The sequence below is a fragment of the Allopusillimonas ginsengisoli genome (assembly GCF_004153455.1).
Lineage (GTDB): Bacteria > Pseudomonadota > Gammaproteobacteria > Burkholderiales > Burkholderiaceae_B > Allopusillimonas > Allopusillimonas ginsengisoli.
The window spans coordinates 1-16182 of the sequence record NZ_SDQE01000018.1; the positions used below are offsets into that span (position 1 = coordinate 1).

Here is a 16182-nt window from a genome sequence, read left to right on the forward strand (position 1 = left end):
GGAATATACCCTCGGGATCAGCGCCCGACAGCGTGTAATAGTCGGTGTGGCAAATGCCCGTGGCCTTGATCTCGACCAGTACTTCGCCCGCCTTGGGGCCGGACAGCTCGACATCTTCGATGGTAAGGGGCGCGCCTGCTTTCCAGGCAATAGCAGCTTTGGTTTTCATGGTGATCGCGTCCGTATGGCTTAAAATACAAGACTGTAGTGTACCCAGTTCAACGTTATTCGTGACCTTCAGCTCAATTCCTCCCTCTGCCGGCTGGCGCCTTTGCGTTGCGCCGATGATAGACGTAACCGATAGGCACTGCCGGTATTTTCACCGTCTGCTGGCACCCGGTGCGCGGCTTTACACCGAAATGATCACCACCGGCGCCTTGATGCATGGCGATGTCGCGCGTCATCTGAACTTTGATCCCGCCGAGCATCCGGTTGCCTTGCAGGTAGGAGGCAGCGAGCCTGATGCGCTGGCCCGCAGTGCGCTGCTGGGTGAGCGATGGGGCTACGACGAAGTGAATCTGAACTGCGGCTGTCCCTCCGAGCGCGTGCAACGTGGCGCATTTGGCGCCTGCCTGATGGCCGAACCCGCCCTGGTGGCCGATTGCGTCAAGGCCATGCAAGATGCGGTATCCATACCAGTTACTGTCAAGCACCGCTTGGGGCTGGATTACGACGAGTCCTATGGCTTTGTGCGCGATTTCGTCGGCAAAGTTTACGATACTGGTTGTCGCGTTTTTATCGTGCATGCGCGCAATGCGGTGCTCAAAGGCCTGTCGCCCAAAGACAATCGAGAAAAGCCTCCGCTGCGTTACGATGCCGCCGCCCGGCTCAAAGCGGATTTTCCCGATTGCATTTTTGTGCTCAATGGCGGCATCACCCAGAAGGAAGACGCCCTGTCGCTGATGGCACAGTTCGATGGCGTGATGCTGGGCCGCGCAGCGTGGCACAATCCCGGCATTCTGTCGGATATCGTGCGCGATGACCAACCGCATGTGGCGTTGTTGTCTACTGATGAGGTTGTGCGGGCCATGGTCGACTACGCTGATAGCGAAATACAGAAGGGCGTGCCGTTGCGTATCATCGCCAGGGCCATGTTGGGCTGGATGGCGGGCAGAACAGGGGCGCGTCAGTGGCGCCGTACCTTATCGGATCCCGCCCAGCTCAATGCCAACGATCCTGGGCTGTTTGCGCGCGCCTGGGAAGACATCGCCAGCCGCAACAGCGCCGGCGAGGCGGTTATCGCACCGTAGAAGCGGCTAAGCAAAGCTCGCCCTGCGCGGAATGACGCTTCTGCCTAGTTTGGCCGCGCCGTTTCGTTGTCTGAGGGCCAGTCGCGAATATAGGCCTTGAGCATATCGTTTTCGAACTGTTGCGCCGCGACAATGGCCTGAGCCATGTCGTAGAACGAAATGACGCCCAGCAACGTTGGGCCATCCATAACCGGGATATAACGCGCGTGCTTTTCAAGCATGAGGCGTTGGACTTCGTCGGCGTTGGTATTGGGCGAAACGCTGACGGGTGCGTCGTCCATGATGCTGCGCAAAGTGTTGTTGCCGGTATTGCCGTTGTTGGCATGAAGATGGCGGATGATTTCCCGGAAAGTGACCATGCCTGCCAACTGACCGTGATCCATGATAACCAGGGAGCCGATGTCCTGCTCGCTCATGGTTTCGAGTGCGCGCAAGATAGGCATATCCGGCGTGGCTGTATAAAGCGTATTGCCCTTGACCCTCAGGATTTCATTAACTTTCAACATGGCGGTGCTCCTGTCCCTGCGTTGTTTTTATTGTATTTTGCCCTATCCCTTGGCTTTCGGGTAGTGCTGTCTTGTGGAAGAGTGTTTCCAGCCGCATGGGCGCTTGCGTGAGCGTTATGGCGATGGCATCCAGCAGCTCGCGGTTACCGTGCATCCCTGGTTGCTTGCGGTCTACCAGCATGGCATCCAGCAACGGCCCGAGATCCGCACTGCGCTGATCGCAGGCCAACACCCATACCTGATCATCGTTTTCCAGCGTATCGACCACATACCCGAGATCTTTGAGTTGCTTCAGGACACTTGCTGTCTCATCTTGATGCAACTGCAGGCGTTCGCACAACTGGACGATGCTGCATCCAGGACAAGGGTTGTTGGCTTGTGTTTCCCACAGCACCCGCAACACACGCAAAGAATCGATGAACTGGTCGCCGGTGTAGTGTTCGAGCGCCCAGCGCCTTTGCCGGATCGAGGGGAGAATGGCGGCCACTGTAGCGCCCACCAAAATAACCAGCCAGGACATATAGATCCAGAGCAAGAAGATGGGCAGCGTGGCGAATGCCCCGTAAATAACGGTGTAGGACGGGAATCGGGTCAAATAGAACGCGAAGGCGGTGCGCATGATTTCGAGCACGATGGCGGTGCCGAGACCGCCGATCAATGCGTCTCGCCAAAGCACCTTGCGATTGGGCACCAGACAGAAGAGCGCCGTGAAGCCCAGGCCGGTGGCCACGAGCGGTATAAAGGACAGGGCGAATCCGACGGAAGTCGGCAGGTCGTCGACGTGCCCGAGGGACTCGCGCGCCAGCAGAGACGTTGCCCAGAGACTGGCGCCCGCCAGGATGGGACCCAACGATACGATGGCCCAGTACACAAGCATGCGCTGGCGCATTGGGCGTTGCTGTTCGACCTGCCAGATGTCGTTGAAGGCCTCATCGATCGTCATGATCAGCGATATCGATGTCACGAACAGAAACAAGCTGCCTATCGCCGTCAGTCCGGACGCTTTGGCTGCGAACTGGTTCAGATACAGCATGACGTTGTCGGATACCGCTGGCGGCATCAGATTTGTCGTGAGAAAGTCTTCGAGCGCAAGCCGAAATTCGCCGAACAAAGGAAACGCGGTAAACAGCGCCAAAACCACCGCCAGCATGGGGACGATGCTGAGCACTGTGGTGAAGGTCAGGCTGGAGGCGACTTGTGTCAGTTTCTTTTCGCCTGCGCGCCGCAGCACAAAGCGGACGACTTTGCTGGTGTCGGCCGGCAACGCGATGGCTCTGCGCAAGGGCGTTCTAGGCTTGTGCTGCCCAGCCCGGTCGGTGGCCTTATCCGGTGTACTGCTTGTATCGTGTGCAACCATGCGTGTCAGAACCTTTTGAATCTCGGGAACACGGGTCCGGCAGGGCGGATGTCTTTCGAGTGATAATACCAGCATGACTACACAATTGAACCCCGTTCTGCGCCACGGCGCATCCACGGCACTCGTTTTGCTGATTGTTCTTTGTCTGGCCTGGGAGCTCTGGCTTGCGCCGCTCAGGCCGGGTGGATCGTTGCTGGCGCTCAAGGCCTTGCCACTGCTGTTGCCGTTGCGTGGTGTCCTCAAAGGGCGGCTGTATACCCTGCAGTGGGCTGCGATGCTGATTCTGTTGTATCTGATGGAGGGGGCGGTGCGTGTCTGGTCGGATCCGGCGCCAGCTTCCGCCGTCCTGGCGGCGCTCGAAATTGTGCTGTCACTGGTGTTTTATTGCTGTGCCATTTTTTACCTGCGCCCCGCCAAGCAAGCGGCCAAGCGCGAAGCCAGGGCCAAGACGGCATCGTGAATCCTTTTAAATTCCGGCCCCTGGGCCGGCTACGCTGGAGCACTTAGATGAAGGACACCCTGGACCAGTTGGAAGTCGTCAATTCATATGCAGGGCTGCCAGCGCCGTTCTATACGCGCCTGAAAACGCAGCCCCTGACCGATCCAACGCTGTTGCACGTTAACGAACCGATAGCCACCATGCTGGGCCTGTCGGCCAAGGCAGTCAATAGCTCACAGTTTTTGCAGGTATTTTCGGGTCAGGCCCCCTTGCCGGGCGGTGACACGCTCGCTGCCGTCTACAGCGGCCATCAGTTTGGCATCTGGGCTGGACAGTTGGGCGATGGCCGCGCGCATTTGTTGGGCGAAATCGTAACGGCTCATGGCCACTGGGAGTTGCAACTCAAAGGGTCTGGCCGTACACCGTATTCGCGCATGGGCGACGGGCGGGCGGTGCTGCGCTCGTCCGTGCGTGAATATCTGGCGGGCGAAGCCATGGCGGGATTGGGTATTCCCACAACTCGGGCGCTGGCGCTGGTCGGATCAAAAGACCCGGTCTATCGCGAAACCGTTGAGACGGCGGCCATTGTGACGCGTGTCTCGCCGAGTTTCGTGCGTTTCGGGTCATTTGAACACTGGTCGCGCCGACCAGACATGCTCAAGGCGTTGCTGGATTATGTCGTACAGCGACACTACCCCGAGTGTTTGCAGCCCGCCGCGGGCGAACCCGACGATGAGCAGGGCGTGGCGCTGCGCTTTCTTGGCGCAGTGGTCGAGCGGACAGCGCGGCTGATTGCGGACTGGCAGACGGCAGGGTTTTGCCATGGCGTCATGAATACCGACAATATGTCCATTATCGGGCTAACGCTGGATTACGGCCCGTATGGCTTCATGGATGCCTTTAAGGTCAACCATGTCTGCAATCATAGCGACACTGAGGGCCGGTACGCCTGGAATGCGCAGCCTTCGGTCGCGCACTGGAATCTGTATCGCCTGGCCAGCACGCTGCTGCAGCTAGGCATAGACGAAGAGGCGCTCAGGCAGCCATTGCGCCGCTACGAACCGGTTTTTCTCGAGGCGTACCGTGGCAATTTATCTCGAAAGCTCGGGTTGGTGCGCTACGAAGAGGGCGATGATGTGCTGATGGATGGCTGGTGGCAATTGCTGCACACCCAGGAAGCCGATTTTAGCCTGAGTTTTCGTCGGCTTGCTGCGGCGGTTCAGGACAACGATGCCTTCCTGCAGCATTTCCCTGAACGCGAGGCGGCTCGGGCCTGGCTGGATGTATATCTGCAGCGCGTCGGCCGAGATGGCCGGGATGACGGCGAGCGCGTGGCGCAGATGAACGGCGTCAATCCGCTCTATGTATTGCGCAATCATCTTGCCGAAAACGCGATCCGTGCTGCCGTCAAAGGCGACGCCAGCGAAATCGACACGCTGCTCAGCCTGCTGCGCGACCCTTGCACAGAAAGGCCGGGTTTCGAACAGTATGCTGCCGAGCCCCCGGAATGGGCAGGGCTGCTCGAAGTCAGCTGTTCGTCCTGAATCCCTATGCACGCTGATAAAATCATCCATCCATAACAGGTAAAAGAACATAGATCATGTCCGGCAACACCTTAGGCAAGCTTTTCTGCGTTACGAATTTTGGTGAGTCCCACGGCCCGGCCATCGGCGCTGTGGTCGATGGCTGCCCGCCCGGCCTTCCGCTGACAGAGGCCGATATCCAGCTCGAGCTGGACCGCCGTCGCCCGGGCACGTCACGACATGTGACCCAGCGCAAAGAGCCGGATCAGGTCGAGATTCTGTCGGGGGTTTATCAAGGGCTGACAACGGGCACGCCCATCGGGCTGCTGATCCGCAATACTGATGCGCGCAGCAAAGACTACGGCAATATCGTCGATACCTTCCGGCCCGGACACGCGGATTTCACCTACACACGCAAATATGGCGATCGTGATCCGCGGGGCGGGGGGCGTTCATCGGCCAGGCTGACGGCCCCGTCCGTCGCGGCTGGTGCAATTGCCAAGAAATGGCTGGCCCAGGCTTATGGGGTCCGTGTACGCGGCTACATGAGCCAGCTTGGGCCGCTGTCCATTCCCTTTCAATCCTGGGATGAGGTTGGTAATAATCCTTTTTATGCACCAAATGCCGAGATCATTCCCGAGTTGGAGGCGTTCATGGACCAGTTGCGGCGCGATGGCGATTCCATCGGCGCGCGCATCGAGGTGGTTGCGGACAACGTGCCCACAGGGTGGGGCGAGCCTCTGTACGATAGGTTGGATGCGGATATTGCCCATGTCATGATGGGGCTTAATGCCGTCAAAGGGGTGTCTATCGGCGCGGGTTTTGATTGCGTAGCCCAGCGTGGATCCGAGCACGGCGACGAAATCCTGCCAACGGGCTTTGCCAGCAATCATGCGGGCGGCGTGCTGGGCGGGATTTCGTCGGGCCAGGCCATTACCGTATCTGTGGCTATCAAGCCTACATCCAGCATTCGTGTCGAGCGCCAGTCCATCAACCGCGCCGGCGAGCCTGTTCCGGTACAGACATTGGGGCGGCATGATCCTTGCGTGGGCATCCGTGCCACGCCTATTGTTGAAGCGCTGCTGGCCATTGTGCTGATGGACCACGCCCTGCGTCATCGTGCTCAATGCGCTAGCGTGCCGAACCTGCCTTAGGCGGCGAGGATCAGCACTCGCCCGAGTGTTCGCAAACAGACTGCCCAGGAAACTGTACCTTCGAAGGAGAAACAACATCATGCACAAGAAATATTTGCTTCTGCGCCGCTTGTCCACCGCCGGTGTTCTGTCGGTTGTCACAGTGCTGGCGGCGTGCACAGCGGTACAGACGACCGGCTCGGGGGCTGTCGGTGTAGAACGCAAGCAGTACATGTCGGGCATGGTGTCGGAGGCTGCTCTGCAGCAGGAAGCGGCACAGCAGTATTCCAGCCTGATGTCCAAGGCCAAGGCCCAGGGAGCGCTCGACCAAGACGCCACTCAAACCGCACGCGTCAAGAAAATCGCGAACAGGCTGATTCAGCAGGTAGGTACGTTCCGCCCGGACGCCAGCAGCTGGAAATGGGAAGTCCACGTTCTGAAATCAGACGACGTCAATGCGTGGTGCATGCCGGGCGGCAAGATTGCGGTGTATACCGGCCTGATCCGGCAGATAAAGCCTACCGATGCGGAGCTTGCCGCCGTCATCGGACACGAAATGGCCCATGCACTGCGCGAACATACACGCGAGCAGGTTTCCCAGCAGATGACGACCAACATCGGCCTGTCGGTATTGGGGGCTGTTACCGGAATGCCGGCAACGGCTGACCTGGGGGGCGCGCTGTCCAAAGTCATGTTTACCTTGCCCAATAGCCGGACGGCAGAAGCCGAAGCCGATCGGATTGGCGTGGAACTGGCGGCCAGGGCTGGCTACGATCCGCGGGCAGCCGTGACGTTATGGCAAAAAATGGGTGCGCTCGGCGGCGGTAGCCAGCAGCCCGAGTTTCTGTCTACCCACCCCTCTGCGGCCAGCCGTACGGCAGATCTGACCGAAGCCGCCAATAAGGTACTGCCGCTGTATCAGCAGTCGGCCAAAGCGGGATAAGCCAGCGTTCGCAAGCGCGACCGAGCGCTTGCCGCTGGCGCGCTATGCGCTGTCCAGCATGTCATCACTTGCGTCCGGGTTGTACCCAATGCGGGTGGACAGGCGCAGGCAGATGCTGGACATGATTTCCTTGATCTGCTCGATATCGGGTCGCGGCATGCCATCGATGCGTGCGATGTGCGGCACATTGATGGCGGCCACGACGCGCCCGCCATTGCTGAAAACAGGAAACGCAATATTGGTGATCCCACCGATCTGGATACTGGGCATCGAAGCATAGCCCTTGGCGCGTACATCCTTCAGGATGGAGAAAAGCTCGCCAGGATCCATCTGCAGCTCGCCTTCGACCTTGATGTGGCTGCTGAGCATGCGGGTGCGCTCTACCTCGTCCTGATAGGCGAGTATGACGTGGCCGGATGAGGTGTCGGTCAGCCCCATGGCTTCTCCCACTCTAAGCCCGAAAGACCACCGTTCAGGACTGTCGATTTGCGCGACAATGACCATGCGTCCGCTGCGAAACAATGATAAATGACAAGACTGTCGCGAGCGTTCCGCCAATTCTTTCAACAGAGGCAGCGCCGCCTGCAGCAGTGACTTGATCGGTTGCTGGTAATGCGCCAACTGGAAGAGCCGCATCGACAGCGTATAGCGATCGTCCGGCTCGGCCTGCTGAATATACCCCCTGTGCTGCAAGGTCATGACCATGCGAAAAATTTCGTTGACATTGCGTCCGAGCGTCCTGGCAAGCTCGTTGAGCGTGTAACCGTCTTCGCTTTGCGCAAGCGCTTCCAGTATGTCCAAGCCTTTTTCCAGCGCTGGCGCGCTATAGCGATTCGGTGTGGTTGTGTTCATGTTTGTTTTATATATGAAAAGATATTAACGTGATTATCCACTGCTTTGCATTTTAAGGATGGAGGGAAATCCCTAGGTAAAAAAGGGTGATTTTGGATTGATTGCCCCGTTTTCCTGTCTTACGATATCCTGGACAATCAGAAATAAGTTTTTACTCATAAAAAGTCGTTGTGGCGATTCCGGCGCCACATAGGAGTACAGCAGTCCCCTGGTAGCTTAGACATAACAGTAACTGGAGAGAGACAATGAAAACACAACGCCTGCTCAAACTGGCGGTAGCTGTATGCGCCAGTGTTGTCGTCGGAGCCGCGCACGCGGCATGGCCTGAACGGCCAATTACAATGATAGTCGCCTGGGGCGCCGGCGGAGGCACGGATGCCACCGCGCGCATTATTGCTTCGCTGCTGGAAAAGGAACTGGGCCAGCCAGTGAATGTAGTGAACCGAACAGGCGGCAACGGGGTTGTCGGCCACGCCGCGATAGCCAAGGCCAAACCTGATGGCTATACCCTGGGCATGCTGACCGTGGAAATTGCCATGATGAGGCATCAAGGTCTGACCAAGTTGACGCCTGCCGATTACACGCCGCTTGCATTGATGAATGTGGATCCGGCAGCGGTCTCCGTGAGCGCTGAATCGCCGTATAAAACCATGGCTGCGCTGATGGAGGCGATCAAGGCCAATCCCGGCAAGCTCAAGGCATCCGGCACGGGGCAGGGCGGCATCTGGCATATTGCCATTGCTGGCCTGCTCAAGAACATGGGGCTGGATCCTGCCGCCGTACCGTTCGTGCCGTCCAATGGCGCAGCCCCTGCCATGCTGGAACTGGCGGCAGGCGGTATCAACATCGTGCCGACCTCGCTGCCCGAAGCACGTTCGATGATAGACGCCGGCAAGGCGAGGCCGCTGGCTGTCATGGCAGATGAACGCGAGCCACTGTATCCCGATGTTCCCACCCTCAAAGAGTCCATAGGCAGCGACTGGAAGATTGGTGTCTGGCGCGGCATTGCAGGCCCCAAGGGCTTGCCCGATGATGTGGTCAGCCGGATGGAAACGGCGTTGAAGAACGTCAATGAGAGTCAGGAATTCAAGGATTTCATGAAGAAGCGCGGGTTTGGCATTGGCTATGCCAGTGGTCAGGCGTACGGCGAGTTCATGAAAAAGTCCATGGACGACTTTGGCGAGGTGATCTCGGCAATCGGTATGGCACGTCCCGTGGCTGACTAAGCACCGTCCTCCTTTCCTGCCGCGTCGAATGCGGCGGGAAAAGACTGCTTGAAACAACGCGAGCTGCCTATGAAATTTGATGACACCCTGATCGGCGTGGCGCTAGGCATTTTTTCCGTCATTGTATTCATCATGGCCCAGGCATTCCCCGTGATCCCCGGCCAGAACTTTGGCGCAAGCCTTTTCCCCACCGTCATTTCCGTTGGTCTGTTTATCTGTGCGCTGTTATTGGTTGTCCAAGGCGTGCGCGGCCGGGCATCAGGCCGGCCACGTCATGTGCGTGCGCCCTGGCTGCGTGATCCGCGCGCTGTATGGCGTTTTTTGCTCGTGCCAGCGTCCTTGGTGTTTTATTTTGAACTGGCGGGGACGCTGGGTTTTCTTCCCTGTTCCTTCATTCTGCTTTGCGTGCTGCTGCTCGCCTTTGGTGTGCGCTGGCTTCGCGCGGCGCTTGTGGCATTGATCAGCGTGCTGGTCATTCATTTCATGTTTTACAGCGTGCTCAAGGTGCCACTGCCGTGGGGCCTGCTTGAGCCCTTTGCATGGTGAGCCTATGGATTTAGCCAATTTGTCGGCGGCATTCGCCCAGGTTACCGATCCATTTGTGCTGGGCGTGATTCTGATCGCGGCCATGTTTGGCCTGTTTGTTGGTGCGATCCCTGGCCTGAGTGCCACCATGGCCGTTGCGCTGCTGGTGCCCATTACCTTTTTCATGGACCCGGTTCCCGCTGTGGCCATGATGGTGACGGCGACGGCCATGGCGATTACCTCGGGCGATATACCGGGCTGCCTGCTGCGCATTCCGGGAACGCCGTCCTCGGCTGCGTATACCGATGAAGCCTACGCGATGACCAAGAAAGGGCTGGCCAACCAGGCCCTGGGAGCGAGCATCGTATTTTCGTGTGTAGGCGGGCTTTTCGGTACGCTGGTGCTCATCACCTCTGCGCCCGTGCTGGCAGATTTTGCTCTCAATTTTTCGTCTTATGAGTTCTTTTGGCTGGTTGTGCTCGGTCTTTCGTGCGCGATCTTCATTTCTCCCTCCAGTACGTTGCGCGGGTTTGTTTCTCTGCTGATCGGCTTGCTGCTGGCTTGCGTCGGCATGAACAATCCTGCCGCTTATCCGCGCTTTACCTTTGGCAACGAGGATTTGCTCAATGGCGTAACGCTTTTGCCGATGATGGTGGGGATGTTCGCCATTTCCGAGGTACTGCGCTATGCCACGGATGCTGCACAGAAAAAGGTAGAAATCACAACACAGATCGGCAATCTGTTTACCGGCATGTGGACGTTGGCGCGCAAGTACCCAAAGGGTATCGTGCGCGGCAGCGTACTGGGCACGATTGTCGGCGCCTTGCCAGGGGCTGGCGCCGACATCGCCGCCTGGATGTCGTATGGCGTGAGCAAGCGGTTTTCACGCGAGCCCGAGAAGTTTGGCACGGGTCACGTGGAAGGCATTGTGGAAGCAGGTGCCGCCAACAATTCCGCGCTGGCTGGCGCATGGATACCGGCGCTGGTGTTCGGCATTCCGGGGGATTCCATCACCGCCATCGTAATTGGCGTGCTGTACATGAAAAACCTCGCGCCGGGCCCCATGATATTCACCAATAGTCCGGTCGAAATCTATTCCGTGTTCATTGTTTTCGTTTTGGCGAACATCATCATGCTGCCTTTGGGGTATCTGGCGGTCAAAGCGGCCCGCAAGGTGCTGAACGTGCCGCGCAACATCCTGATGCCATTGATTCTGATTTTCTGCATCGTTGGTACGTTTGCCATCAACAACAGTGTGTTCGATGTGATGGTCATGCTGGCCGTTGGCGTGCTGGCGTATCTCATGGAAGAAAATGATTTCCCGATTGCGCCCGCTGTGCTCGGGGTCGTGTTGGGAGGGATGCTGGAAGAGCACTTCGTTTTTTCCATGATCAAGGCCGACGGGGATTTCCTGATGTTCTTCAGTCGGCCGATAGCCTGTGCGTTGGGCATTTTCGCGCTGCTTGTCTGGCTATTTCCCCTGATCAGAGGCGCATACAGAATGACCAGGAAGATAGGGAGGGTAGAGACGTGATTGAGCAGCAGCGTTATGTGGCGCAGGACCTGGAGATTTTTGCTGCGCAAGTACTGGCAAAGGCAGGTATGGACGACAGGCTTTCCGACACCGTCGCGAGAGTTCTGGTGGAAGGCGATCTGCTGGGTCATTCCACGCATGGACTGGCGCTGCTGGCGCCGTATGCGGCGGAACTTGAACAAGGCGGTATGACGCGGGCGGGCGCGCCCAAAGTGCTGGCTGACAAAGGCGCTGCCTTGCTCTGGGATGGGGAGCGGTTGCCCGGCCCCTGGCTGGTGTGCGAAGCAATTGACGCCTTGATTCCCAGAGCGCGACAGTTTGGATCTGCCTCGCTGGTTATCCGGCGCAGTCATCATATCGCCTGCCTGGCAAGCTACCTGCTCAAGGCGGTAGAGCAGGGTATGTTGATTGTGTTGGCCTCGTCCGATCCGGGCGGAAAGAGTGTTGCGCCATTTGGTGGCACAGAGGCCGTTTTCACGCCCAACCCTATTGCTGCAGGCATTCCCGCCAGTTCACCGTTGTTGATTGACATATCGGCTTCAGTGACAACCAACGGCATGTGCAGTCGCCTTGCGAAGCAGGGCGCAACGTTCGATGAGGCATGGCTGATCGACGCAAAGGGGAATCCCAGCCATGATCCGCAGATACTCTTCGATTCTCCGCCGGGCACCATATTGCCGGTTGGCGGTTTGTCGGCTGGACACAAAGGCTACGGGTTGGGATTGCTGGTCGAAGCGCTGACGGGTGGGCTGGGCGGATACGGCAGGGCGGATGATGCGCAAGGGTGGGGCGCGAGCGTGTTCATCAACCTGTACGACACCGTTGGTTTTGCGGGCAAGGACGAGTTCGTGCGCCAGATGGATTGGTTGGCCGCGCAGTGCCGCCAAAACCGGCCTCGTCCCGGCGTTCCGGCAGTGCGTTTGCCAGGCGACAGGGCGCTTGCCCTGCGCCGGCAGCAGCTCGACCAGGGGGTTCTGCTGCAAGAGGCCATTGAGCCCGCAATGCGTGAGCTCGCCGTCAGATATCAACTGCAGTTTCCAGCATGCAAGGACAATCAAGAATGAATCAATTCGATCTGAACGGCCGGGTGGCCGTCATCACCGGCGCCGCGCGCGGCATCGGTTTTGCCATTGCGCAGCGCATGCTTGCGTCGGGCGCCGCCGTTGCGATTTGGGACAAGGATGAAAGCCGCATGGGGCAGGCGCAGGACGCGCTGCACACGGCCGGCACCGTGAGTACACATGTTGTCGATCTGACCGATCTGGAAGCCGTGGAGGCGGCAACACGAGCAACAGTCGAACGTCACGGAAAAATTGACATACTCGTGAACAACGCTGGCATCACGGGAGGCAATGCACTGGCTTGGGAACTTGACGCGCAGGCATGGAAAGAAGTCATAGAGGTGAACCTTGTCGCGCCGTACTACACCAGCCGCAGCGTGATTCCCCACATGCTTGGGCTTGGGTATGGGCGCATCGTCAATATTGCTTCCATTGCCGGCAAAGAAGGCAATCCCAATGCCTCGCACTACAGCGCGTCCAAAGCGGGCTTGATTGGACTCACCAAATCGCTGGGCAAGGAACTGGCGGACAAGGGTGTTCTGGTCAACGCCATTACGCCTGCTGTCGCCAAGACGGATTTGTTCGACACCATGACACAGCAGCATATTGACTACATGCTTTCCAAGATACCTCTGGCGCGGTTTGTTCGTGTGGAGGAGATCGCGGCAATGGTGTGCTGGCTGTCTTCGGAGGACTGTTCATTCAGCACAGGGGCGGTGTTTGATATCTCCGGTGGCCGTGCTACCTATTGAGACAGGAATATAAATGACGGAAAAAGATCAAGGCGAGAAAGGAATGGCCGCGACGCTGGCGGACCACTTGTTCGCCGTACTCACAATGATTATCGCGCTGAGCCTGCTGTTGATGCTGCTGCTGGTTTTTGGCAATGTGGTTCTGCGCTATGTATTCAATTCGGGCATCACCATCTCCGAAGAGGTGGCTCGCATGTGCTTTGTCTGGCTGACGTTCGCCGGCACCGTGCTGGCATTTCGCGCCAAGCAACATCTGGCCATCAATATGCTCGTGGATCGCTTCTCCCCGTCCACGCAGAAAGTCGTGCACGTGTTCAGGCAGCTGCTTATCTTGTGGGTGCTGTGGCTGATGATAGATGGCGGTTGGGATCAAACCATTATTGGTTTCAGCACGGTGACGCCTGTCGCAGGCGTATCGATTGCAGTGTTCAGTGGCGCTGTGCTTTTTTCAGCCGTCGCGATGGCGTTGATGACGATACTCGATATTTATGTGGCGCTGCGAACGCCTGCCGTGCCCGAGAACACTGTGCATTTTCGAACTTCGGTCGACACCGTTGACGATGTCTGAGCGCTGATGCCGACTTACCTATGCAAATGAACAGCCCGCGATTGCGAGCCTGCCGGCAACGCAGTGCGCTGCCAGATCTAAACCAATAACAGGTACACATGACCGTATTTATTTTCGTAGCCACCTTGCTGGGTTTTATGGCGTTCGGCGTGCCGATCGCGTTCGCCTTGTTGTTGAGCGCGATTGCGCTTATGTTCCATCTTTCCTTTTTCGACCCGCAGATCATTGCACAGAACATGCTGACCGGCGCGGACAATTTCTCGCTGATGGCGGTGCCTTTGTTCATGCTCGCGGGCGAGGCCATGAATGCGGGCGGAATGTCGCGGCGCATGGTGCATCTGGCGGCGTCTTTCGTCGGGCATATCAAGGGCGGGTTGGGGTATGTTGCCATCATGGCGAGCGTATTGCTGGCGGCGCTGTCGGGTTCGGCGGTGGCCGATGCGGCGGCGCTGGCAGCGATGCTGGTGCCCATGTTGCGCAGTCGAGGGTACGACATGAATCAGGCGACAGGCCTGATTGCCGCGGGCGGCATTATCGCACCGATTATTCCGCCGTCCATTTCCTTCATTATTTTTGGCGTCGCGGCCAATATCTCGGTCACCAAGCTTTTTATCGCGGGCATTGTGCCGGGGCTCTTGATGGGGCTGACGCTGGTGACCGTGTGGGCATTCATCTCGTCCCGCTCCAAAACCATGCAGTCGTCGCCGAAAGAGAGCTGGACGGTGCGCAGCAAAGCGTTCAGGGATTCATCCTGGGCACTGCTGTTGCCCATCATTATTATCGGTGGGTTGCGGGGCGGTATTTTCACACCGACCGAGGCCGCCGCAGTGGCAGCGGTCTACGCCTTGTTTGTCGGCATGGTTGTCTATCGCGAAATTACCTTCAAGTCATTGTTCCCGCTGTTGGTCAATGCCGCCATGACAACCGCCATCGTGATGTTTCTTGTTGCCGCGGCGCTGGTTACGTCTTACATGATCACGCTGGCCGACTTGCCTCAGGCGATTATTGAAATGTTGGGACCCTTGGTGGATTCGCCGACGCTTCTGATGTTCACTCTGGTCATTCTGCTGACGCTGATCGGAACGGCCATGGATCTTACGCCCACCATATTGATTCTCGCCCCGGTGCTGATGCCCGTGGTGGAAAAGGCCGGCATAGATCCCACGTACTTTGGCGTGATATTCATCATGGTCGGCTGCGCCGGCCTGCTGACACCGCCGGTCGGTACGGTACTGAATGTGGTTTGCGGCGTGGCCCGCGTTCGAATGGAAGACATCATCAAGGGCGTGTGGCCATATGTGCTGGCGTATACAGCGCTGATCACGCTTATGGTGATTTTTCCGGAAATCGTTCTGGCGCCGTTGCGCTGGTTTTATTGAGTGTTTTTTTTCGAGGATGGAATGGCATGACAGTCAGATCTGCAATGAAAACAACGTTGGGGCTCAAGAGCATGATGCTGGGCCTGGCCACCGTGGCTGCCATGGGTCTGGTCGCCCATGATGCGGTCGCCAAGGATATCAAGACGCGCATCATCCGCTTCGGCTATGGCTTGGCCGACAGCAGCCCCACCGGCAAGGCAACGCGCTTTTTTGCCGAGGAGGTAGGGCGTCTGAGCGACGGCAAGATGAAAGTAAAAACCTATGGCAATGGCGCGCTGGGGTCCGACGAGCAGATGCAGAATGCGCTAATCGGCGGATCGCAGGAAATGACGTTTGTCTCCACGGCGCCGCTGGCCGGCATGGTCAAGGAGTTCGGCGTATTTGATCTTCCCTTCCTGTTCGATAACGAGAAGGTGGCCGACGCGGTGCTGGACGGGCCGGAGGGGCGCAAACTGCTGGACACGCTGCCGCCCAAGGGGTTGATCGGGCTGTTGTATTGGGAGAATGGTTTCCGGAACATCACCAATTCCAGGCACGAAATCAACAAGGCGTCCGATCTGAACGGCATCAAGCTGCGCGTGATGCAGAACCAGGTGGCGCTGAGCGTGTTCAACGGATTGGGCGCCAATGCCATTCCCATGCCGTTCACCGAATTGTTCACCGCGCTGGAAACCAAGACCGTTGATGGACAGGAGAACCCGCTGAGCACCATACAGACCAGCAAGTTCTACGAGGTCCAGCCATACCTGACGATTTCCAATCACGTTTACACGCCATTTGTGCTTCTGGCGTCCAAGCGCTGGTGGGACGGGTTATCGACAGACGAGCAAGCGGTTATCGAGGAAGCGGCCAAGCGCTCACAGGCATTTCAACGCAAAGTAAGTCGGGAAGGCGATGTGGCAGCGCTGGCCTACCTCAAGGAACATGGCGTCAAGGTGTCCGAGTTTTCCACAGCGGAGAAGGAAGCCATCCGCGAACAACTGGAGCCTATTGTCTCCAAGCTGAAGCAGGAAATCGGGCCCGAGACAGTAGACGCTGTGTTGGGTGCGGCCCAAGAGGCATCCAAGTCCTGAGCGCCTTTTTCTGAAAGCATCCTGGTGTTGCCAGGATGCAGCGTGTTTCAAGATGCCGTGC

General features: G+C 58.0%; 16 protein-coding genes and 1 pseudogene. 13 read left to right on the forward strand and 4 right to left on the reverse strand.

The genetic code is table 11. From position 1 onward, the window contains the following. Positions 1-169 (reverse strand): annotated as a pseudogene (locus tag ERE07_RS20330) (alcohol dehydrogenase catalytic domain-containing protein); the annotation flags it as partial. A 76-nt stretch (positions 170-245) separates the two neighbouring features. Here ERE07_RS20330 and dusA point away from each other — a divergent pair. Continuing rightward, positions 246-1250, forward strand: a complete 1005-nt coding sequence (gene dusA, locus ERE07_RS20335) for a tRNA dihydrouridine(20/20a) synthase DusA (RefSeq protein WP_280634389.1) — start codon at positions 246-248, stop codon at positions 1248-1250. A gap of 44 nt (positions 1251-1294) precedes the next feature. Here dusA and ERE07_RS20340 read toward each other — a convergent pair whose 3' ends face one another. Together ERE07_RS20340 and ERE07_RS20345 are read right to left on the reverse strand one after the other, a co-directional pair. Beyond that, on the reverse strand, positions 1295-1756 hold the full coding sequence (locus tag ERE07_RS20340) for a CBS domain-containing protein (RefSeq protein ID WP_130010860.1): 462 nt from the start codon (positions 1754-1756) through the stop codon (positions 1295-1297). Further along, entirely contained in the window at positions 1743-3113 is a 1371-nt protein-coding gene (locus ERE07_RS20345) for a YihY family inner membrane protein (RefSeq protein WP_130010861.1), read from the reverse strand. Before ERE07_RS20345 ends, ERE07_RS20340 begins: the two co-directional genes overlap by 14 nt. A 73-nt stretch (positions 3114-3186) precedes the next feature. On the opposite strand from ERE07_RS20345, the gene ERE07_RS20350 reads away from it, so the two are divergent. The 4 genes from ERE07_RS20350 to ERE07_RS20365 all read left to right on the forward strand — a co-directional run bounded on the left by ERE07_RS20350 (position 3187) and on the right by ERE07_RS20365 (position 7151). Then, entirely contained in the window at positions 3187-3573 is a 387-nt protein-coding gene (locus tag ERE07_RS20350; protein WP_130010862.1) for a DUF2069 domain-containing protein, read from the forward strand. A 47-nt stretch (positions 3574-3620) separates the two neighbouring features. Beyond that, positions 3621-5096, forward strand: a complete 1476-nt coding sequence (locus ERE07_RS20355) for a protein adenylyltransferase SelO (protein ID WP_130010863.1) — start codon at positions 3621-3623, stop codon at positions 5094-5096. 56 nt (positions 5097-5152) lie between these two features. Then, positions 5153-6229 carry a chorismate synthase gene (gene aroC / locus ERE07_RS20360; RefSeq protein ID WP_130010864.1) on the forward strand — a complete coding sequence of 359 codons (1077 nt, stop codon included), beginning with the start codon at positions 5153-5155 and terminating at the stop codon, positions 6227-6229. Positions 6230-6308: 79 nt separating this feature from the next. Beyond that, positions 6309-7151 carry a M48 family metallopeptidase gene (locus tag ERE07_RS20365; RefSeq protein WP_130010865.1) on the forward strand — a complete coding sequence of 281 codons (843 nt, stop codon included), beginning with the start codon at positions 6309-6311 and terminating at the stop codon, positions 7149-7151. Between the two features lie 42 nt (positions 7152-7193). Here ERE07_RS20365 and ERE07_RS20370 read toward each other — a convergent pair whose 3' ends face one another. Further along, positions 7194-8003, reverse strand: coding sequence for an IclR family transcriptional regulator (locus tag ERE07_RS20370; protein ID WP_130010866.1), 810 nt, complete (start codon positions 8001-8003; stop codon positions 7194-7196). Positions 8004-8248: 245 nt separating this feature from the next. On the opposite strand from ERE07_RS20370, the gene ERE07_RS20375 reads away from it, so the two are divergent. The 8 genes from ERE07_RS20375 (at position 8249) to ERE07_RS20410 (ending at position 16121) form a co-directional block, all read left to right on the forward strand. Next, entirely contained in the window at positions 8249-9229 is a 981-nt protein-coding gene (locus ERE07_RS20375) for a tripartite tricarboxylate transporter substrate binding protein (protein ID WP_130010867.1), read from the forward strand. Positions 9230-9298: 69 nt separating this feature from the next. Then, positions 9299-9775 (forward strand): tripartite tricarboxylate transporter TctB family protein, encoded by a 477-nt coding sequence (locus ERE07_RS20380; protein WP_130010868.1) that lies wholly within the window; start codon positions 9299-9301, stop codon positions 9773-9775. 4 nt (positions 9776-9779) lie between these two features. Then, positions 9780-11288 (forward strand): tripartite tricarboxylate transporter permease, encoded by a 1509-nt coding sequence (locus tag ERE07_RS20385; RefSeq protein ID WP_130010869.1) that lies wholly within the window; start codon positions 9780-9782, stop codon positions 11286-11288. Then, positions 11285-12352, forward strand: a complete 1068-nt coding sequence (locus tag ERE07_RS20390; protein WP_130010870.1) for an Ldh family oxidoreductase — start codon at positions 11285-11287, stop codon at positions 12350-12352. The genes ERE07_RS20385 and ERE07_RS20390 overlap by 4 nt, the downstream gene beginning before the upstream one ends. Beyond that, on the forward strand, positions 12349-13101 hold the full coding sequence (locus tag ERE07_RS20395; RefSeq protein ID WP_130010871.1) for an SDR family NAD(P)-dependent oxidoreductase: 753 nt from the start codon (positions 12349-12351) through the stop codon (positions 13099-13101). Before ERE07_RS20390 ends, ERE07_RS20395 begins: the two co-directional genes overlap by 4 nt. Positions 13102-13114: 13 nt before the next feature. Continuing rightward, positions 13115-13669, forward strand: a complete 555-nt coding sequence (locus tag ERE07_RS20400) for a TRAP transporter small permease (RefSeq protein ID WP_245153812.1) — start codon at positions 13115-13117, stop codon at positions 13667-13669. Positions 13670-13767: 98 nt separating this feature from the next. Beyond that, the gene (locus tag ERE07_RS20405; protein ID WP_130010872.1) at positions 13768-15048 is read left to right on the forward strand and encodes a TRAP transporter large permease subunit; all 1281 of its coding nucleotides are present in this window, start codon (positions 13768-13770) and stop codon (positions 15046-15048) included. 26 nt (positions 15049-15074) lie between these two features. Further along, complete coding sequence (locus ERE07_RS20410; protein ID WP_245153813.1) at positions 15075-16121, forward strand: TRAP transporter substrate-binding protein; 1047 nt, start codon at positions 15075-15077, stop codon at positions 16119-16121. Positions 16122-16182 lie beyond the last annotated feature (61 nt).